This is a genomic window from Cellulosilyticum sp. ST5, assembly GCF_046529625.1.
GTDB lineage: Bacteria > Bacillota > Clostridia > Lachnospirales > Cellulosilyticaceae > Cellulosilyticum > Cellulosilyticum lentocellum.
The window spans coordinates 3,791,035-3,813,066 of the sequence record NZ_CP132338.1 but is presented as its reverse complement, the minus strand read 5'-3'; the positions used below and the strand labels follow the sequence as shown (position 1 = coordinate 3,813,066).

17 protein-coding genes are annotated in these 22,032 nt (G+C 31.8%); 6 read left to right on the top strand and 11 right to left on the bottom strand.

The genetic code is table 11. The features are described from left to right. Positions 1-2: 2 nt before the first annotated feature. The 11 genes from QTL86_RS18425 to rpmH all read right to left on the bottom strand — a co-directional run bounded on the left by QTL86_RS18425 (position 3) and on the right by rpmH (position 12,035). Complete coding sequence (locus QTL86_RS18425; protein WP_410495670.1) at positions 3-767, bottom strand: ParA family protein; 765 nt, start codon at positions 765-767, stop codon at positions 3-5. 468 nt (positions 768-1,235) lie between these two features. Then, positions 1,236-2,951 carry an arginine--tRNA ligase gene (gene argS / locus QTL86_RS18420; protein ID WP_410495669.1) on the bottom strand — a complete coding sequence of 572 codons (1,716 nt, stop codon included), beginning with the start codon at positions 2,949-2,951 and terminating at the stop codon, positions 1,236-1,238. A gap of 396 nt (positions 2,952-3,347) precedes the next feature. Next, the gene (noc, locus tag QTL86_RS18415) at positions 3,348-4,148 is read right to left on the bottom strand and encodes a nucleoid occlusion protein (protein WP_127065077.1); all 801 of its coding nucleotides are present in this window, start codon (positions 4,146-4,148) and stop codon (positions 3,348-3,350) included. 945 nt (positions 4,149-5,093) lie between these two features. Further along, entirely contained in the window at positions 5,094-5,810 is a 717-nt protein-coding gene (gene rsmG, locus QTL86_RS18410; protein ID WP_127065078.1) for a 16S rRNA (guanine(527)-N(7))-methyltransferase RsmG, read from the bottom strand. Then, positions 5,810-7,720 carry a tRNA uridine-5-carboxymethylaminomethyl(34) synthesis enzyme MnmG gene (gene mnmG, locus QTL86_RS18405; RefSeq protein WP_127065079.1) on the bottom strand — a complete coding sequence of 637 codons (1,911 nt, stop codon included), beginning with the start codon at positions 7,718-7,720 and terminating at the stop codon, positions 5,810-5,812. Before mnmG ends, rsmG begins: the two co-directional genes overlap by 1 nt. Positions 7,721-7,730: 10 nt before the next feature. Then, positions 7,731-9,113 (bottom strand): tRNA uridine-5-carboxymethylaminomethyl(34) synthesis GTPase MnmE, encoded by a 1,383-nt coding sequence (mnmE, locus tag QTL86_RS18400; RefSeq protein WP_127065080.1) that lies wholly within the window; start codon positions 9,111-9,113, stop codon positions 7,731-7,733. Positions 9,114-9,157: 44 nt separating this feature from the next. Continuing rightward, complete coding sequence (gene jag, locus QTL86_RS18395; protein ID WP_013659209.1) at positions 9,158-9,946, bottom strand: RNA-binding cell elongation regulator Jag/EloR; 789 nt, start codon at positions 9,944-9,946, stop codon at positions 9,158-9,160. 58 nt (positions 9,947-10,004) lie between these two features. Continuing rightward, positions 10,005-11,189, bottom strand: a complete 1,185-nt coding sequence (locus tag QTL86_RS18390) for a YidC/Oxa1 family membrane protein insertase (protein WP_127065081.1) — start codon at positions 11,187-11,189, stop codon at positions 10,005-10,007. A gap of 10 nt (positions 11,190-11,199) precedes the next feature. Continuing rightward, entirely contained in the window at positions 11,200-11,454 is a 255-nt protein-coding gene (gene yidD / locus QTL86_RS18385) for a membrane protein insertion efficiency factor YidD (RefSeq protein WP_190283577.1), read from the bottom strand. Positions 11,455-11,508: 54 nt separating this feature from the next. Continuing rightward, complete coding sequence (gene rnpA, locus QTL86_RS18380) at positions 11,509-11,847, bottom strand: ribonuclease P protein component (RefSeq protein WP_013659212.1); 339 nt, start codon at positions 11,845-11,847, stop codon at positions 11,509-11,511. Between the two features lie 53 nt (positions 11,848-11,900). Then, positions 11,901-12,035 (bottom strand): 50S ribosomal protein L34, encoded by a 135-nt coding sequence (gene rpmH, locus QTL86_RS18375; protein WP_013659213.1) that lies wholly within the window; start codon positions 12,033-12,035, stop codon positions 11,901-11,903. Positions 12,036-13,344: 1,309 nt separating this feature from the next. On the opposite strand from rpmH, the gene dnaA reads away from it, so the two are divergent. The 6 genes from dnaA (at position 13,345) to gyrA (ending at position 22,020) form a co-directional block, all read left to right on the top strand. After that, positions 13,345-14,685, top strand: a complete 1,341-nt coding sequence (gene dnaA, locus QTL86_RS18370; protein WP_127065083.1) for a chromosomal replication initiator protein DnaA — start codon at positions 13,345-13,347, stop codon at positions 14,683-14,685. A gap of 248 nt (positions 14,686-14,933) precedes the next feature. Further along, positions 14,934-16,040, top strand: coding sequence for a DNA polymerase III subunit beta (gene dnaN, locus QTL86_RS18365; protein ID WP_013655065.1), 1,107 nt, complete (start codon positions 14,934-14,936; stop codon positions 16,038-16,040). Between the two features lie 103 nt (positions 16,041-16,143). Next, a complete protein-coding gene (locus tag QTL86_RS18360) occupies positions 16,144-16,350 on the top strand; it encodes an RNA-binding S4 domain-containing protein (protein WP_013655066.1) in 207 nt (68 codons plus the stop codon). 18 nt (positions 16,351-16,368) lie between these two features. Then, the gene (gene recF, locus QTL86_RS18355; protein WP_127065085.1) at positions 16,369-17,451 is read left to right on the top strand and encodes a DNA replication/repair protein RecF; all 1,083 of its coding nucleotides are present in this window, start codon (positions 16,369-16,371) and stop codon (positions 17,449-17,451) included. Positions 17,452-17,562: 111 nt separating this feature from the next. Then, positions 17,563-19,467, top strand: coding sequence for a DNA topoisomerase (ATP-hydrolyzing) subunit B (gene gyrB / locus QTL86_RS18350; protein ID WP_127065086.1), 1,905 nt, complete (start codon positions 17,563-17,565; stop codon positions 19,465-19,467). 18 nt (positions 19,468-19,485) lie between these two features. Continuing rightward, entirely contained in the window at positions 19,486-22,020 is a 2,535-nt protein-coding gene (gene gyrA, locus QTL86_RS18345; RefSeq protein ID WP_013655069.1) for a DNA gyrase subunit A, read from the top strand. Positions 22,021-22,032 lie beyond the last annotated feature (12 nt).

Here is a 22,032-nt window from a genome sequence, read left to right as displayed (position 1 = left end):
TATTATTTGTTCCTTTCTATAAATTCCTTTGCTAATGATCTATATTGTTCTGAACCTTTTGATTTTGGATCATAACAAATACAAGACATACCAAAACTTGGTGCTTCGCTTAATCTTACACTTCTTGTAATTTTAGTATTATATACTGTACTACTAAAATGATTTTTTACTTCTTTTACTACTTGTGAAGATAAGTTAGTTCTATTGTCATACATAGTAAATAGAATTCCTTCTAAAACCAACTTATTATTCGTATTCTTTTTTACCAATCCAATAGTCTGTACTAATTGTGATAACCCTTCTAACGCGTAATACTCACACTGCATTGGTATAAGTACAGAATTTGAAGCAGTTAAAGCATTAATAGTAAGGATATTAACTGCTGGCGGGCAGTCAATAAATATGTAATCATACTCATCGCTTACTGTCTCTAGCTGTTTCTTAAGGATAAATTCACGTTGCTTTGTGTTTACTAGCTCTACTTCTGTTCCTGCTAAATTCATATTGGAAGGTATAATGTATATATTTTCATGCTCTGCTTTTTTTATTACATTTTTTATATTTGCTTCATTTACTAAAATATCATATATTGTTTCTTGGTTTTGACCTTTTAGTACACCGCAACCACTTGTTGCATTTCCTTGCGGGTCAATATCTACAATTAGAACCTTTTTCTTTTTTTCAACGAGTGCAGCTGCTAAATTGACAACTGTAGTTGTCTTTCCAACTCCACCTTTTTGGTTAACTACTGCAATGATTTTACCCATAACATTCTCCTTCTGTTTCTTCTGTACTTCTTTAATCAAGTATATCATAGGATAGTTTTTTTATAAACTGTTTATGCTAGTATTTTGATAAGTTTTACTTATAAAGTTTTCCATATTTATCTCTCAGTACTATCTATTCTTTCATATTATATATTTTATTACAAAGGAAGAATCTATTTTTCTCGTTATGCTATTTCATAATTTATAACTAAATTACTTTATAATTATTCTCATACTGAACTAGCGTAATTAATGATACTAATTTATAACAAGTCATTTTATTAGCTAATTATGTTTGAAAATATCTGTTTTAATTTCTATTTACTTTTGTTTTGTTATTTTCGATAATATCTACTTCCTATATGTTTCACGTGAAACATTTTAAAAACATTAACATAGATGTTTCACGTGAAACATATCAAAAAAGGTAGAAAATCCGACTTAGATTTTCTACCTTTCGCCATAATATTACATTTGTACAGGTGCTTTAATTCCTAGTAAGTGTAACGCATTCTTAATAGTATATTTTGTAGCTATAACAACTGCTAATCTTGAATTTTTCACTGCTTCATCTTCTACTAGAATTGGTTGTTCATTATAAAATTTATTGAAAGCTTGTGCTAAATCTACTGCATACCTTGCAATATAAGATGGTTCAAAATTAGCTGCTGCTGATTCAATTACATTTTTAAAATCAGCTAATTCTTTTGCTACTGCTAAAACAGTATCATCTGCAATCGCTGATTCTGATATTTCAAGATCTGGTAAATTATCAATATCTAATCCTGCTTTTTTAAGTAAGCTACACGCCCTTGCATGAGTATATTGTACGTATGGACCAGTTTCTCCTTGGAAGTCTAAAACACGTTCCCATGAGAATTGAATGTCTTTAATAATATTATTATACATATCATCAAAAATAACTGCACCAATACCTACTTGATTTGCAACTTCATCTTTATTATCAAGATCTGGATTTTTTTCTTCAATAATTTTCTTTGTTTTATCTACTGCTTCTTTTAAGATATCTTCTAAGAAAATAACATTTCCAGAACGGGTAGATAATTTAGCACCACCTTCCATACTTACCATACCGAATGGTACATGAACTAAATCTTTTGCCCACTCCCATTCCATTTTTTCAATCACCTTAAACCATTGTGCAAAGTGAAGATTTTGTTGGAGTGCAGTAACATAAATACATTTTTTAAAATCATAAGTTTCTTTACGATATTTAGCTGCTGTAATATCACGAGTAGCATATAATGAGCTACCATCATTTTTAGTAATTAAACATGGTGCCATATTCTCTTCATCTAAACGTACGATTTTTGCACCTTCACTTATCTCAATAAGTCCTTTATCTTCTAAGTCTTTAATAACTGCATCCATCTTATCATTATAAAAAGCTTCGCCATTGTAACTATCAAAAGTTACACCTAGCATCTCATATACTCTCTCAAATTCATTTAAACTCACTTCTTTAAACCATTTCCAAAGTGCTAATGCTTCTTCATCACCTTGTTCCATTTTTGTAAAATAATTTCTTGCTTCTTGATCCATTTCAGGATGCTCTTTTGCTTCGTCATGGAATAATACATAAATTCTAAGTAACTCAGAAATACCTTTTTCTTCAACTTCTTCTTTACTAGAATATTTCTTATAAGCTACAATTAATTTACCAAACTGTGTTCCCCAGTCACCTAAATGATTAACACCTATGCAATTATACCCTAATGCTTCAAAAATATGATATAAACTGTTACCTATTACTGTCGAACGCAAGTGTCCTACATGAAATGGCTTCGCAATATTTGGTGAAGAATAGTCAACAACAACATTTCCTTTATTCTTTTCTTTTGCCAAACCATAACTTTCTCTATCAGCTAATACTGCTAATAAAATCTCTTTTACAAACACAGATTTATTAAGGAAAAAGTTAATATAAGCATTTACGTTCTCAGCTTTTTCTATAAAATCAATTTCACCTAAAGTATCTACAATATCTTTTGCAATCATAGGAGGTGCCTTTCTTAAAGCTTTAGCTAATTTAAAACATGGAAATGCATAATCACCCATAGCCACATTATTAGGTACTTCAATCATGCTATAAATTTCTTCTACTGATAATGTATCAATTTTTGTATTTAAAAGCTTGGCTAACTCTAATTTAAAATCTTTCATTTATATTCTCCTTCGTCCACTCAATGTATTATTATATTTTATCGAAATATACACATTATATCAAGTTATATTACAGATTATCTTCTATTAACCTACTCATCATATTACTCATAGCCTTTCAAATTTAATTAGTGATTGTCTTTATCTTATTTTTCTGCGATCAATACCTATTTATCTGTTTAATGCAACCATTCATTCTACCTTTCAATATAAGTCTCATTGTTCTATCATTACATTAAACTCTTCCTCATATTTGAAATCTACAAGAAATAAAATACCTCATTGCCTTATTGTTACCTATAGTAATACATATTAAGCATTTGATTAAATTAATCTTTTACTCAAAATAAAAGCGACTTTCTATTCTAACTAGAAGTCGCATGATTTTTATGTAAACTATTGGTTGATTGGTATTTTAATTCTAATTTCATAGCTGTCTGCATGTTCTTTCATAGTGTATTTTGCATCTACACCTGCTTTTTGAATTAAATTAACAGCTTCTGTAATTGTGTTAGTAACTAATCTCATATCTCTTATATATGATTTTACCTTTTGATTAGCTTTGTGTTTAATCATATCTTCTTTGGTGATATCCACTAGCATCTGTTCAATGATTTGTTCTGTTCTTTTTACATTAAGCTCCTGTTTAATGACCTTTTCTAAAGCCATTAACTGATATTCTTCATTAGGTAACTTTAACAGTGCTCTTGCATGTCTTTCTGTTAAATTGTTTTCTATTAGTAATTTTTGAACCATTGGAGACAATTTTAATACCCTTAGTTTATTAGCTACTGTAGATTGATTTTTACCTAATGTTGCTGCCAATTCCTGTTGGGTATAACCATAGTCTTGCATAATTTTATGATAAGCTTGGCTCTCTTCTAGGAAATTTAAGTTCTCACGCTGTAAATTTTCAATTAGAGCAAGTACAGCACTATCTTTTGTGGTTACTTCTACAATTACTGCAGGTATAGTTTCAAGTCCAGCTAATTTAGATGCTTTTAATCTTCGTTCTCCTGCAATAAGCTCATAGGAGTTACCTATCATTCTTACTGTAATAGGTTGCATTAGTCCATGTTCTAAAATAGAATCTGCAAGTTCTTGTAATGCCGCATCACTAAATACCTTTCTAGGTTGATATGGGTTAGGTATAACGCGGTCAATTGCAACATGTTCTATTTTTAAATCTTTTTGCATTTAAGTTCTGCTCCCCTCTAAAATAACAGTTTTGCTATCTATCAGTATAACATATTTTACCTATAAAAGCCATAATATAATAAGTCGAACACTTTTCTACTTTTTTATATGATATAAACAAAAACAGACCATAGTATCTGTTATAGCCTAAAAATCTATTAAAATATACACTGCAAATAAGCCTAAGTTCATTTTTATATGCACTTAAGCTTATTTTAATACCCAACCTGGTATCTTGGTCAACACTACTTTTACATCTTTTCTATCGGCCTTAGGAATACCCCTCAGTTTCCTTCAGAAGATCTTCAAAACATATAAGGTAGTTCAAAAAAAATATTTACCAAGGAGGGGTACATAAAAGCTATCCATATGTTATGGGCCCGAAAGCTTTCATACTTTGGAAACTGGTAATACAATATAGAGGAATAAGCTACTCAATCTTTCTTTTCAACTTATATTGACCGCAAGTGCTAGATCTGACTACAATAGTAGCTGATAATTGGCGCTGGGGATGCTAGAAAGTTTTATCTTATTTACTTCACTTATATATGTTATCAGTATGGTATTCACCTAATTTTTTAAAATATTTTTTCCTAGTTGTGTTCTTAACCTCTCCTTATGTAACTTATCTCTCTGTGGATTTTATATAAGTATCTAGAATAACTTACCTGCTTATTGGAAATTCATCCCCCGTTACAACCAACATCATTGTATCCTTTGTATTTGATAAAACCATATAGTCCCCTTACTTTTTAATCATCTTATACCTGTTGATAAATTTTATAGCTTTGATTTTATTATTATCCACAACTTATTTTTTATTTATTTATCCACATCATATATTCTTCTAGACTATTATCTTTATCCCTGATGCAGGTTCCTATATAAAAAAATTATAGACTATTATCCTGATAACTAATAGTCTATAATTTTACATGTTACATTTTATACTCCAAGAGGAGCTTTTGTCGGTTCTCCTGCTTTTCTTGGATATTTAGTCGCGGTTGGTTTTACTTTTCTAATCTTAGCAATTTTATGATCTAGATCTGTAAATGGTACGCCTGCATGAATAACTTCTTCAAGTTGACCACCTAATATTTTAATTGCTTTTTTCCCTTGCTCTAATTCCTCCTCTATCTTTTGACCTTTTAGGGCCATAAGATAGCCATCTATTTTTACAAAAGGTAAAGTATATTCACTAAGCACAGCTAAATTCGCTACTGCTCTAGAAGCACAGATATCAAATCCTTCACGGTAAGCTTTATTTTTACCTAAATCCTCTGCTCTAGAATGAATACATTTTATTCCTTTAAGTCCTAATTGATTAATCACTTCTTCTAAAAAAGTTAATCGTTTTTTTAAAGCATCAACTAAGGTTACTTCTAAATGAGGAAATGCTATTTTAATGACTAAACCAGGAAAACCTGCACCTGTTCCAATATCAATGACTGTTTTTTGAGTATTCATGTCAATTGCTTTTTGAATGGTCATACAATCTAGGAAGTGTTTTGTCATTACTTCTCTATCTTCTGTAATAGCTGTTAAATTCATCTTTTCATTCCATTCCTGTAACAATGACTTGTACATTATGAACTGATTTAATTGAGTTTCAGTTAGGTTAATTCCTAATTCTTTTGCTCCATCTAATAATAATTGTTTCATTAAACTTCCTCTTTCTCAGTACTTTCATCTTTGTGGCTGCGGTTTCTTTGCTCTAAATAAACTAATAACATTGAAATATCAGCTGGTGAAACCCCTGAAATACGTGAAGCTTGACCGATAGAAATAGGTCTTACTTGTTCAAGTTTTTGTTTAGCTTCAAGTCTTAAACTATAGACATCATCATAATTGATATCTGCTGGAATAAGTCTTTTTTCTAGCTTTTTAAATTGCTCTACTTGACGCATTTGTCTTGTGATATAGCCTTCATAGCGTAATTCAATCATAACTTGTTCAATAACATCAAGTGATAAATCTGGTCTATCTGTATCTACTTCAGTAAAATCTTCGTATTCAAGCTCTGGTCGTTTTAAAATTTCAGCTAATGCAATACCTGAACGAAGAGGTGTACTTCCTTTTTTCTCTAATATAGCTTGTACCTTTTCACTTGTTCCCACATATACATGTTTTAATCTTTCAAGCTCGGCATCAATCGCTGATTTCTTAGCTGCAAAATGTTCATATCTTCCCGCTGATATAAGACCTGCTTCATAACCTTTTTGTGTTAAACGAAGGTCTGCATTATCTTGCCTTAAAAGTAATCTGTATTCAGCTCTTGATGTCATCATACGATAAGGTTCCTTAGTTCCCTTGGTTACTAAATCATCTATTAGAACACCTATATATCCCTCAGATCTATCAATAATCATAGGGTCACTACCATCTACTTTTAAAGCTGCATTAATACCTGCTACAAGTCCCTGTGCTGCTGCTTCTTCATAACCAGAACTTCCATTCATTTGTCCTGCACTAAAGAAACCTTCAATAGCTTTAAGTTCAAGTGAATGTTTAAGTTGCATTGGATTAATGCAATCATACTCAATAGCATAACCTATTCTCATTACTTCAACATTTTCGAGTCCCTTAAGCGTTCTAAGCATAGCAATTTGTACTTCTTCTGGTAAAGATGAACTCATCCCTTGAACATACATCTCTGTTGTATCTTCGCCTTCTGGCTCAATAAATACTTGATGCCTCTCTTTATCTGCAAAACGTACCACTTTATCTTCAATTGAAGGACAATATCTTGGCCCTGTTCCTTCTATAACACCTGAATACATTGGAGAACGATGTAAATTATCTCTAATAATTTGATGTGTTTTTTCATTTGTATAAGTTAAATAGCAAGGATATTGATCTCTTTTAATATCCTTTTCTTTGTTTTCAAAAGAAAATGGTACAATGCGTTCATCTCCGTGTTGTGGTTCCATCTTAGAAAAATCGACTGTTCTAGCATCAACGCGCGCTGGTGTTCCTGTTTTAAAACGTCTTAATTCAATACCTAATTCTTTTAAAGCCTCGCTTAACTTATTAGAAGTTTTAAGACCATTAGGACCTGTATATTCAATACATTCACCAGTAAGACATCTAGAACGTACATAAGTACCTCCTGCTAAAACAATTGCCTTACATTCATATATTGCTCCTGTATTAGTTACTACACCTTTTACTTTACCATCTTCTACTTGTACTTCAACAACTTCCTGTTGTTTAATTATTAATTTTTCTACGTTTTCAAGTACTTTTTTCATTGCATGACTATATTTAGTTTTATCAGCTTGTGCTCTAAGTGAGTGTACAGCTGGTCCTTTAGCTGTATTAAGCATACGAGATTGAATATATGTTCTATCAATATTCTTTCCCATTTCTCCACCAAGCGCATCAATCTCTCTTACTAAATGCCCTTTTGAAGTTCCCCCTACATTAGGATTACATGGCATCATAGCAATGCTATCTAATGACATTGTAAACATAATAGTTTTCTTACCCATACGAGCTGCTGCAAGTGCAGCTTCACAACCCGCATGACCGCCTCCTATTACAACAATGTCTACTTTATCTGCAACATACATTTTTTCTCTCCTACTTTCCTAAACAAAATCTACTAAATAACTGATTAATAATCTCTTCCTTTAACGATTCACCTACGATCATCCCCAGATGGCCGAATGCATCATGTAAATCTATCGCTAAGCAATCTTCAGGAAGCCCTAATTCAATAGCATCTATTACTTTTTCCAAACTCTTAATTGCATTAATAAGAGATTGTTTTTGTCTTTGATTAGAAATGGTAGCTTCATTATGAACAGCGGCACTACCTTTAATCACAAAATGCTTCATAGCTTGTCTTAATTCATTAAGGCCTGACTGCTCTTTAGCTGAAACTTTTATAACTTCACCATTACTAAAGTGAGTCTCTAACATTTCCTGGGTAATATTGCTCTCTAAATCAGTTTTATTAAAAATATAAATAACATGCTTATTTTTTACTTGCTCTAATATCTCTTGATCTTTATCTAGAAGTCCTACATGACTATCTACTAACATTAATACTAAATCTGCTTCTTCAATAGAAGATTTAGATCTTTCTACACCTATCTTTTCTACTATATCTTCTGTCTCCCTAATTCCTGCTGTATCTAGTAATTGAAATGGTATACCATCAATATTTAAATAAGCTTCTACTACATCTCTTGTAGTACCTGGAATATCAGTAACAATAGCTTTATTTTCTTCAAGTAAGGCATTTAGCAAGGATGACTTACCAACATTAGGTCTACCTACAATAGCGGTTTTAACACCTTCTCTAATCATTTTTCCTGTATCAGCTGTTCTTAAAAGTTCTCGTAATTCTTCTAGCAAGTCTTTTAATTCAGCTTCGAAATCATTAGTAATTGGCTCATCATCATCATATTCTGGATAGTCAATAGATACTTCAATTCTAGCTATCACTTGAATTAAAGTATCTTGGTATTCCTTAATTTTTTTTGACAAATTTCCTTCAAGCTGACCAACTGCTTGTGACAATGAAAGTTCTGTTTTAGATTCAATAATGTCCATAATAGCTTCTACTTGTGCTAAATCTATACGACCATTTAAGAAAGCCCTTTTTGTAAACTCTCCATTATCAGCCATTCTTGCTCCAGCTTTAATAACTTCCATTAACACTGCATTTAATGGTACTGGACCACCATGACAGTTAATTTCTATAATATCTTCTCTTGTAAAAGTTCTAGGTCCTTTCATTAACATGATTAGTACCTCATCTAGAACTTTACCACTATCACTTACAATATGTCCATAGGTAATTGTGTGGGAATCCACTTCCTTAAGAGATTTTTTATTGGCCGCTCTAAATACTTTATCAACAATTTCTATTGTTTCTTTTCCACTCACTCTAATAATGCCAATCCCACCAACACCAATTGGAGTAGATATAGCTGCAATAGTATCTTCAAATAACAACGTGGTTCATCCTTTCTAAAAAAAAAACCAGTATTAAACTGGTTTTATCTATATGATCTATTTTGATAGTTAGGTGTAATAACCACTCTTCTAAATGGTTCTTTACCTTCACTATGCGTTTTTACAATTTTACTATCTTGAAGTGCTGAATGAATGATACGACGATCATATGGATTCATTGGTTCAAGTATAATTGGTTTTCTCGTTTTCTGAGCCTTTTTACTGAGTTTATAAGCAAGATTCTTGAGTGTTTCTTCTCTTCTTGCTCTATAGTTCTCAGTATCTAACATAATTTTAATATACTCTTGTCTTTCTTTATTGGCAACAATATTAACAAGGTATTGAATAGCATCGAGAGTTTCACCTCTCTTACCTATTATTGTACCCATATTTTTACCTTCTAAACAAATACTGATACGGTTATTATTAACAACCTGAGCTTTTACTTCACAATCAATATTCATTTCTTTTAATAACTTATATAAGAAGTCTTTGGCACGTTCTATGACTCTATTTAGCTCTTCTTCAGTTACTATAACTGCATCTTCTGAGTCTTTTATTACTTCGGCTTTTTTAGTTGATGCTGGTTTTTCTTTAATAACCGGTTCTACCTTTGCTTCAACTTTGCTTACTTGAAGCTCAATATCTTCTTTAACTACATCTTCTTTAAGTGTAACTTTAACCTTAGCTTGTTTTGCACCTATTCCTAATAATCCTTTTGAACCTTTAGATATAATTTCAATATTAACTTCATCTGTACTTGCTCCAAGTTCAATAAGAGCCTCTGTTATAGCTTCATCAACGGTTCTTGCTACTTTTTCAATAGATTTCATATCCATACCCCCAACTCTTTATAGGTTTATTATTTTAACTACTTACCTTCATTTTGGGCTATTCTTGACTGTCTGTTTTCTTTTGAACAGGTACCTTTTTCATTACTTTTTTAGTATAAGTTTTTGGCTTGTTATCACTCTCCACTGGAGCTTCTACTTTAGTTACTGGCTTCTTTTCAACAGGAACTTTTTTCATTACTTTTTTAGTTTGAATTTTATTATTCTTTCTAGCTTCTTCACGTTCTTTTTCAAGCTGAGCATCAAGTTTTGCATCTTGTTTTTCTAGAATCTTATTAACAATCCATTGTTGTCCCATCATAATCACGTTACCTGCAATCCAGTATAAAGCCAAACCTATAGGCATAGTATATGCAAATACACCTGTCATGATTGGCATAACGATATTCATCGTTTTCATCATAGATTCACCTGGATTTGCTGCTCCATTGTTTGAAGTAGCTGCTGCACTTTGAACTTGTCCATTTGCTGCCATAGTAAGTTTAGTAAAGATATATGTTGATGCACCTGCAATAATAGGAATTAATATTACCCACCATTGTGTGCTCATTAAGACACTTGGTGTATCTACTACATTAAAACCTAAGAAGTTTTCAATGCTATATTTAAGATCTAAAGCCGGTCTTACAACATCTGCTGTACCACCCATTTTATTTAAGAATTCATTCCATTGTGTTGTATTTAAATGACTTAGAAATTGTCCTAACTGCACGTTGTTATTTAAATCAAATGTTGCACGAGTAGTCATCTCAATATTGGATTTAAATGGTTCTAGTAAACTTACATAGTTAGATACAGAGGCCATAATTTTATCTGCAATAACAGTATACTCTTGTCCTAATTTTGCAATGTATTTAGCTGGCTCACGTAATACATTAAATAAAGCCATAATTAATGGTAACTGAATTAATAATGGTAAACAACCTGCAAAAGGATTAATTTTATACTTTTTGTATAAAGCTTGCATCTCTTGGCTCTGTTTAAGCTGAGATTCTTGATCCTTTTTCCCTTTATATTTATTTTGTATCTTTTGCATCTCTGGTTGAATCTTACTCATACCTCTAGATGTTCTCTGAGAAGATAATTGAAGTGGTGTTAAAAGTATACGTGCTACTAATGTAAATAAAATAATTGATATACCCAGTGCAGCTACTGGAGATATAAGGATAACCCCATCAAAAATAAAGCTTAGTATGGCACCAAAAATGTCATTAATAAATCCCATTTTATTCCTCCTAGTTTTTCTTATCGCTATTTTTTACCTTTTTCTCTGGTACTGGATCATACATAACTGAGTGAAATGGATGGCATTTTAATATCCTCTTTACTCCAAGAAATGTGCCCTTTATAAAACCATGAATTTGGATAGCTTCGTAAGTGTATTGTGAACATGTTGGAGTAAACCTACAGTGTCCTCCAAGCATAGGTGATATTCCTCTTTGATAAAATCTAATAAGTATAAGTGCTACTTTCTTAGGGATATTTTTCATAATTACAATCCTTTCTGTAGCCATAGCAATATCTCACTAACACAATATTGTATATTATACATACACTTTATGTTGTTTTAATAAATTTATCAGTGCATTAGAAATATCTTGATATGATGCACCATTAGCTGCTGATCTTGCAATAACTACAAAATCCCAGCCTTCTTTATCAATAAACTCTTCGTTTAACCTATAGCTTTCTCTAATAAGTCTAGTTACGCGACTACGTACTACACTATTTCCAACTTTTTTACTCACTGAAATACCTAAGCGATTCTCAGGCAAGTTGTTTTTATATCTATAAACCACTAAATATTTATTTGCTAAAGATTTTCCTTTTCTATATACAGTTCTAAATTCGTAGTTTTTCTTTAGCGACTGCGCATATTTCATACTTAGTACTCCTAAATTTTATAGCAAAACAAGGCCACATAAGCGGCCTTGTTTTATGCTGTTAGTTTTTTTCTACCTTTTGCTCTTCTTCTAGCGAGTACCGCTCTACCATTTTTAGTTCTCATTCTTTTACGAAAACCATGTTCTTTACTTCTTTGACGTTTCTTTGGTTGATAAGTCATTTTCATTGTGAGCACCTCCTTTATTGGATAAGTTACCACACAATATGCACATAAAAATCGATAAATAGCCACTGCACATGCGCTATCTATCTTCACACCAATAATAAAAAATATTTACATTAAACTTATTGAATGTAAATAAGCACTATGGATAGTATAGAAGATTTATAATTTGTAGTCAAGCCTTACTTACTATATTATCAGAATAAATAACTGGTAATTTAAATTTCCTCTTCCTTATATATGCTATTTTATGTTTTATCAATTCTGTATATTTTATACGACAATATTTGTGATAGCTTTTCATTATTCATACTCTTTTTTAACCTTACCTACTTTTATAAAAATTATTCTTTCCTTAATAGTAGCTCTCTACTTTTTATATTAAATCTCCCATTATTGATCTCTTATTGCTCATTTCATATTATTATTATCTTCTTTACTCTTTCAATTATATGCTTCTACTATTTTGTCTACGAATAATTTAATTACTTCTGTAATAATATACTTATTTTATTTACTAACTATCCTTTTTATTTATATCAATATTTTTATTCACTTACTAATCCACTTCTTTAATGCTACTTTTACTTTAATCATTTTAATTAACAAACTCCTACTCTTTTTTTATGACTTCTTTTATAACCTTATCCTACTAATATACCTCTTTTTATTTCATTACCTTAATAATCTTTTCTCTTATTTTTACTCCTCTAATTATTCATAATCTCCCCCTTATATCTTAGATCATTAAACTTTACTCCCTTTACATTTTACTTATCACCGCTCCATTATCTTTATTACTTTTATTCCTATTTACTTATTTATTCACTTTAACTTATTCCTTTCTACACTTTTTTCCTTTTCTTTACTTAAACTTCAAGTTTTTCTTTAATTTCATCTTTTTCTCTTTATTTTTTTTCTTATTTCTCTTGAAATATTTCTTTCTATATTTATTACACAAAATATCCACATGTTTTTTGACATCCTATCTTGTGGATATTTTTTATCTAAGGTTGATTTTCCACAGGTAATTTGATATTATAAAATTACTTGTAGATAAGTTGTTAATTTCATTAAGTTATTCACATTCTGTTGATAAAGTTGTGTATAACTTATATTTTTTCCTTTTTTTTTGCATTTTTTAATGTTTTAAGGTTTTTTTTCATCTTAATAACTTTATCCACACACTGTTTAGTACGTTTATTTCACTTTTTAAATTTTAAATTTTTATCATATATGTTGATTACTTTATTCACATGTTGACAATACTTTAATAACTTGTGCATAAATAAATAAAATAGGAGGATTAAGTATGTCGCCGCTGTATCAAAAGCAATGGGAAGCTATCCTTAGTATTATAGAACTGGAGACATCAAGTGTAAGCTTTAATACTTGGTTTAAAGAAACTGAGCTCTTATCTATAGAAGATAATACTCTATTCATTAGTGTAAAAAACGAATTTACAAAGGAAATTCTTAATACACGCTATATAGAGCTTATTCGTAATAGTGCTCTCCAAGTTCTTAATAAGGATTACAATATAAAGTTCATGCTTCCAAATGAACAAACTACTACTGAACAAAAAGCTGCAAAAAGAAATGAGCAGCTTCAAGACCCTTTAAATAATCCTAGTAACTTAAACCCTAGATACGTTTTTGATAGTTTCGTAGTAGGTAATAGTAATCGTATGGCTCATGCTGCAGCTTTAGCTGTTTCAGAAGCACCTGCTAGAGCTTATAATCCACTCTTTTTATATGGTGGTGTAGGTCTTGGTAAGACTCACCTTATGCATTCAATTGCTCACTATATTTTGGATCAAAACCCTAGTGCTAAAATTATCTATGCTTCTTCTGAGAAATTTACTAACGAACTTATTAATTCAATTCGTGATGATAAAAACGAAAGTTTTCGTAATAAATACAGAAATATTGATGTGCTTTTAATAGATGATATTCAATTCATCACAGGTAAGGAACGTACTCAAGAAGAGTTCTTCCATACTTTCAATGCACTTTATGAAGCTAATAAGCAAATTATTATTTCTAGTGACCGTCCTCCTAAAGAAATTGAAACTTTAGAAGAGCGTTTACGTTCTAGATTTGAATGGGGCCTTATTGCTGATATTCAAAGTCCTGATTTAGAAACTAGAATCGCCATCTTAAGGAAGAAAGCCGAAATAGAAAGCTTATCTGTACCTGAAGACGTTCTTTTATTCATTGCTAAAACTGTTATATCTAATATTCGTGAGCTTGAAGGTGCTTTAAATCGCATTTTAGCTTTTTCTTCTCTTACTAATAAACCTATTACAGTAGAGCTTGCTAATGAAGCTCTTAAAGATCTTATTTCTAAGGACAGGCCTAAAATTATTACAGCTGAATATATTCAAGAAATAGTAGCAACTTACTTTCACCTCAAACCAGAAGAACTAAAATCTTCTAAGAGAACTCGTAATATTGCTTATCCAAGACAAATAGCAATGTATCTTTGTCGAAAGCTCACAGATCTCTCATTACCTAAGATTGGTGAAAAATTTGGTGGTCGTGACCATACTACTATTATTCATGGCTTTGAAAAAATCTCTAGGGAACTTCAAACTGATATTGAGCTTACTCAAATGCTTAATGAACTTGAATCTAAAATTACAGCTAAATAAATCTGTGTATATTCATGTGAAATTAACGTGAATGTTTTGTGGATTATTTTTGTGATTTTTTTTTGATGTTAGTATTGTGGATAAGCCTAAAGTAAAACTTTAACTCATCCACATGTGTATAAACATCATTTTTTATAACGATAGTAATGGCTTGAAGGGGTTATCCACAGTACCCACACCCCCTACTACTATTATTGCTAAATTAACTTTAATAATTGTATTGGTTTTACACGAAAGGAGATATCCACATGCATATTTATTGCAGACAAGATCTTTTGCTTAATAGCATCAATACTGTGCTTAAAGCATGTTCAACAAAAACTACGATGCCTATTCTAGAATGTATTCTTTTGAAGGCTTCTAATAACAAACTTACTTTAGTAGGTAATAATCTTGAATTAGGAATCGAAAGTACTATTGATGCTGATGTTATCAATGAAGGTTATATTGCTCTAGAGTCTAAGATTTTTTCAGAAATTATAAGAAGAATGCCTGGAGAAGTTGTTGAAATCTCAACAGATGATAATTTTATGACTAGTATTATTAGTGAAAAGTCTAAATTCCAGATTGCTGGTCAATCGGGTAAAGATTTCCCTGCTCTTCCGGACGTAGAAAAAGCAAATATTTGCACTGTTAATCAATTAGCCCTTAAAGAAATGATCCGCCAAACCATTTTCTCAGTAGCACAAGATGAAACGAGGCCTATTCTTACAGGTGAAATGCTACAAATTAAAAATAATAATCTAAATATGGTATCTGTGGATGGTTATCGTATTTCATATAGACAGCTTCAACTCTCAAATGAGAATGGTGAAATTGAAGTTGTCATTCCAGGACGGACATTATCTGAAATCAATAAAATTTTGACTAGTGAAGAAAAAGAAGATGTAACAGTTTATTTTGGCGATAAACATGTACTCTTTGATTTAGGAGATAGTAAAGTTGTTTCTCGTTTACTTGAAGGTGAATTCCTTAAATATGAGCAAGTATTTTCGCCTGATTATGAAACAAAAATCTTGGTAGATCGTAAAAACTTCTTAATGAGTATTGAACGTGCAGCTTTAATTTCTAGAGAAGGTAAGAAGAATCCAATTCGCGTAGAAATTAATGGTGAAAAGATGATTATTACTTCTAATGCTGAGCTTGGTACTGCTCGTGAGGAACTTGATGTAATACTTGAAGGTAAGGAAATTACAATTGCATTTAACCCTAAGTACTTAATAGATGCACTTAAAGCAATTGATGATGATAATGTATGTATTCACTTTATCTCATCCCTTACACCTTGTATTATTCAACCTGAAGAAGGGGAACACTATAAATATTTAATTTTACCAATCCGTGTAAATGCATAATTATATGAGATATAATCGCTCTACAATTCGTTTTAGAATCTTAGAGCGATTTATTCATTGGTATTTTGTATACAATATACTTTAAAAGCGAAGGAGAACGAAAATGAAAGAGATTAAGATTGATACTGAGTTTATTAAGTTAGATCAGCTTATGAAATATGCGTCAATGGTACAAACTGGTGGAGAAGCTAAAATGCTTATTGCAGGAGAGTTAGTTTTAGTGAATGGAGAGATTTGTACTCAAAGAGGCAAAAAAATAAGACCTGGTGATGAGGTCTTGTTTGATGGAGAAACCTATAAAGTTAAATAACTAACGAGGGAGAGCTTTATGTATATTAAAGAGTTAGCTTTAACGAATTTCAGAAATTATGAAGAGCTAAACATTTCCCTAGATAAAGGTATTAATATTTTTAAAGGTGATAATGCTCAAGGAAAAACCAATATTCTTGAGTCTATTTACCTTTGTGCAACTGCTAGATCACATAGGACTCATAAAGAGAAAGAAATTATCAGGTGGAATGAAGAAAGTGCACATGTAAAGCTTGCCGTTCAGAAAAATTATGTACAAGATATTATCGATTTTCATTTAACATCTAAGGCAAAGTCGGCTATAATTAATCGCATGCCAATCGGTAGATTAGGTGAACTATTCGGATGTCTTAATATTGTGATGTTTTCTCCTGAAGATTTGCAGCTTATAAAAAATAGTCCTAAAGAACGCAGGCGTTTTATAGATATTGAATTGTGTCAAATTGATAAATTATACTATTACTCTCTTCGTCAATATCATAAGGTTCTTAAACAACGTAACTTAGCTCTAAAGCAATACTTTAGTAATAAAGACGCATCTATGTTAGATGTATGGGATATGCAACTTGAAGAATATGCTTCTGCTGTTATTAAGAAAAGGCATGAATTTATCCAGGAAATTAATGAAATTGCTTCTAAAATTCATGATGATATATCTGGTCATAAAGAAAAGCTTCAAGTTATATATGAGCCTAACGTAGAAGTTGGAGACTTTGGAAAGAAAATGTTAAAGTATAGAGAGAAAGATATTCTTTATCAGACAACTTCTATAGGTCCGCATCGAGATGATTTAACCTTTTTGATTAATGATATGGATGTTAAGACCTATGGCTCTCAAGGACAACAACGCAGCGTAGTTCTTTCTATGAAACTAGCAGAATTAAATATTATGAAAAAATATATAGGGGAAGAGCCTATTCTTTTACTTGATGATGTTCTTTCTGAATTAGATCATAATAGGCAGGGGGACTTATTTAAGTACACACAAAATATTCAAACCTTAATAACTTGCACAGGAATTGAACAAAGTGTATGGAATACACAAAAAATTGGAAAACTATATAATGTAAAGGCAGGAAGTATAGAAAATATCGGCATATAATAATTTGGTGTATTTTTTATAATTGTTAGTAAATTTGCCTTTATTAATACTTTGGTATATAATAAAACTTGGATGATTATGAGTAAATATTAAAGGAGTGAGATCTTAGTTATGGCAGCAACGTACGATGAAAATCAAATACAAATATTAGAGGGGCTGCAGGCGGTACGAAAAAGGCCTGGTATGTATATAGGCAGTACCTCTTCCAAAGGTCTTCACCATCTAGTATATGAGATAGTAGACAATGCAGTTGATGAGGCATTAGCTGGATTTTGTAGCTTTATTAAAGTTACGATACATGCAGATAATACAATATCTGTTATCGATAATGGGCGTGGTATTCCTGTAGGAATTCACCCACAAAAAGGCATATCAACAGTAGAAGTCGTATTTACCATTTTACACGCAGGTGGAAAATTTGGTGGTGGAGGTTATAAGGTATCTGGAGGTTTACATGGTGTAGGTGCATCAGTAGTAAATGCACTTTCAGAATGGCTTACAGTAGAAGTGTATACAGATGGAAAAGTACACCAAGAAAAGTTTTCAAGAGGTGATGTAGTACAACCTCTCACTGTTATTGGTGATACTGATAAAGTTGGAACTTATGTACGTTTTAAACCAGATACTGAGATCTTTGAAGAAGTTATTTTTGATTATAAAGTTTTAGAACAACGCTTAAAAGAAACTGCGTTTTTAACTAAAGCTCTTAAGATTCAACTAGTAGACGAGAGAGAAGGTCAAGAGCAAAATAAGACCTTCCACTATGAAGGTGGTATTAAGGAGTTTGTACAACATCTTAATAAACATAAAACACCTATCTATGACGAGATCTTTTATTGTGAAGGAGAGAAGGACGGAATAGCAGTAGAAGTAGCGTTCCAACACAATGATAGTTACGTTGAAAACCTTTTTAGTTTTGTTAATAATATAAATACACCAGAAGGTGGAACTCACCTTTCAGGATTTAGAACGGCAATTACAAAAAATCTAAATGATTATGCAAGAAAAATGGGTCTTTTAAAGGACTCAGATAAAAACCTAACAGGAGATGATATCCGTGAGGGTATGACTGCTGTTATCAGTATTAAAATCGGAGATCCTCAATTTGAAGGACAAACTAAAACCAAACTTGGATCTAGTGAAGCAGCTGGGGCAGTTCAATCTGTATTTGGTGACCAATTAACTTATTTCCTTGAACAAAATCCTAATGTAGGAAAAGTAATTGTTCAAAAAGGTGTAATGGCAGCAAGAGCTAGAGATGCAGCACGTAAAGCTAGAGAACTTACACGTAGAAAGAGTGCTTTAGAGGGAAATGCCCTTCCAGGTAAACTTGCAGATTGTTCAGAAAAAGATGCTTCAAAATGTGAAATATATATTGTCGAAGGAGATTCAGCTGGTGGTTCTGCAAAGAGTGCACGTTCTCCTAAAACACAAGCAATCTTACCACTTAGAGGTAAAATTCTTAATGTAGAAAAAGTTAGAATTGATAAGATGCTAGAAAATCAAGAAATCCGTAATATGATTACAGCGTTTGGTGCTGGAATTAGTGATGACTTTGATATTAGTAAATTAAGATATGGAAAAATCATTCTCATGACTGATGCCGACGTAGATGGTGCCCATATTAGGACCCTTCTACTTACATTCTTATACAGATACTATAGAGAACTTATTGAGCAAGACCATGTATACATTGCTCAACCACCACTTTATTTAGTTGAAAAAAATAAGAAAAAGCATTATGCATTTGATGATAAAGAATTAGAAAAGTTACTCGAAGAAGTTGGTAGAACAGGTATTACCCGTATGCAACGATACAAAGGTCTAGGAGAGATGAATGCTGAACAGCTTTGGGAAACAACTATGGATCCTGAATCAAGAGTACTTGTTAAAGTAAATATTGATGATGCAGCAGCAGCAGATGAAATCTTTACTAAGCTTATGGGTGATGATGTTGAACCAAGACGCCAGTTCATTAATGAACATGCTCATAAAGTAACTTATCTAGATATTTAAGGGCAAGGAGAATAATAAATGGATACAAATGATGTAACTTATGACAGAATTATTCATAGAGATATTAACGATGAGATGCAAAACTGTTATATTGATTACGCTATGAGTGTAATCGTATCTCGTGCCCTTCCAGATGTACGAGATGGATTAAAACCAGTTCATCGTCGTATTTTATACTCTATGAGTGAATTAGGGTTAGGTTCAGATAAACAATATAGAAAATCAGCACGTATTGTCGGGGATACCATGGGTAAATATCACCCTCATGGTGACTCTTCAATTTATGGTGCGATGGTACGTATGGCGCAAGAATTTTCTACGAGATATCCTCTTGTAGATGGACAAGGTAACTTTGGTTCTATTGATGGCGATAGTCCGGCTGCTATGCGTTATACTGAAGCACGTATGAGTAAAATGACAGCTCTCATGCTAGCTGATATTGATAAAGATACGGTTGAATTTAGACCAAACTTTGATGAATCATCTAAGGAACCCTGTGTTTTACCATCAAGATTTCCAAACCTATTGGTTAATGGTTCATCAGGTATTGCTGTAGGTATGGCAACTAATATTCCACCTCATAACTTGACTGAGGTTGTAAACGGTGTTATTAGAATGATCGATAACTATATGGGAGAAAATGAAGAGCACGAAGTCCGTGAAACAGAGATAGAAGAGCTTATGGCTATCATTGAAGGCCCAGACTTCCCTACAGGTGCTACTATATATGGACGATATGGAATTGACCAAGCTTATAGGACCGGTAGAGGTAAAGTAAAAGTTAAAGCTAAAGCTGAAATTGAAGCAATGCAAGGTGGAAAGAATCGCATTGTTGTTACAGAGATTCCTTACATGGTTAATAAGTCATCACTTATTGAAAAGATGGCAGACTTAGTTAAAGAAAGAAAAATAGATGGTATTACAGATATTCGCGATGAATCAGATAGAAATGGTATTTCTATGGTGATTGAGCTTAGAAGAGATGTAAATCCAACAGTTATCTTAAATCAGCTTTATAAATATACCCAATTACAAGATACTTTTAGTATCAATATGCTTGCTTTAGTAGATGATAAACCTAAAGTTCTTAACTTAAAGCAAATTCTTGAAGAGTATTTAAAACATCAAAAAGAAGTTGTAACAAGAAGAACGCAGTTTGAATTAAATAAAGCTGAGGCTAGAGCACACATATTAGAAGGACTTCGTAAAGCTTTAGATAATATTGATTTAGTAGTTTCTCTTATTCGTGAATCAGCAAATGTTCAAGAAGCTAAAGATAAGTTAATGGAAGCTATTGAGCTTACTGAAATTCAAGCTCAGGCAATTGTTGAGATGAGGCTTCGTGCTTTAACAGGTCTTGAAAGAGAAAAGATTGATCAAGAGTATGCAGAACTCCTTGAAAAAATTGAATACTTAAAATCAATTTTAGCTAGCGAGTATAAATTATTAAGTGTTATTAAAGATGAAATTACAGAAGTAAAACAAAAATATGGTGATGGGCGTAGAACTGATATTACGATTGATGAAGATGAATATGATATTGAAGATCTTATTGATGAAGAGAATATCGTTGTAACAATCACTCAATTAGGTTATATCAAACGTATTCCATTAGATACCTATAAAAATCAAAATAGAGGCGGTAAAGGAATCATTGGTGTTAATACAATTGAGGATGACTTTATCAAACAACTTTTCGTAACCACTAACTTTAATTATATTATGTTCTTCACTAATAAAGGGAAGGCATATCGTATAAAAGGTTATAGAATTCCTGAAGCAGGAAGAACTGCTAGAGGAACAGCTATTGTTAACTTATTAGAGTTAGATAAAGATGAAAAAATTACTGCAGTATTTCCAATTAAAGAATTTGAAGATAATACATTCTTAACAATGGTTACTAAAAAAGGACAAATTAAGAAAACACCTCTAAAGGACTTTAGGAACATTAGGAAAGGTGGGCTTATTGCACTTTCTCTTAACGAAGAAGATGAGCTAGTTGATGTACATCAAACTACATCAAAAGATGCTATCTTAGTAGCCACTAGAAATGGTCAAGGTATTATGTTCGATGCAACAGATGTAAGACCAATGGGTAGAACAGCAAGAGGTGTACGTGCTATTAATCTAGGTGAAACTGATGAGGTAATAGGAGCAACTGTACCAAAAGAAGGTGAACAGATTCTTACAACTACAGAAAAAGGGTTAGGAAAGAGAACACAAATAGAAGCTTTCAGGGCTCAAAAACGTGGTGGTAAGGGCTTAAGAATTAATAAAATTACTGAAAAAACAGGTTGTATTATTGGTGTTGCTTCAGTAAGTGAAGAAGATGAGTTACTACTTATTACTTCTCAGGGTATTATTATTCGTATTAAAGTTGCACAAATTTCTTCTATAGGCCGTAATGCTCAAGGTGTTAAATTAATAAATGTTGCTGATGATGTACAGGTTGTATGTATGGAAAAAGTAAATGAAGAATTCATTGATGATAATGTTGAAGAAGCTTCTATAACAGAAGTATCCGATGAAGACATTGTTGATGAACAAGAATAAGTAGAGGAATAA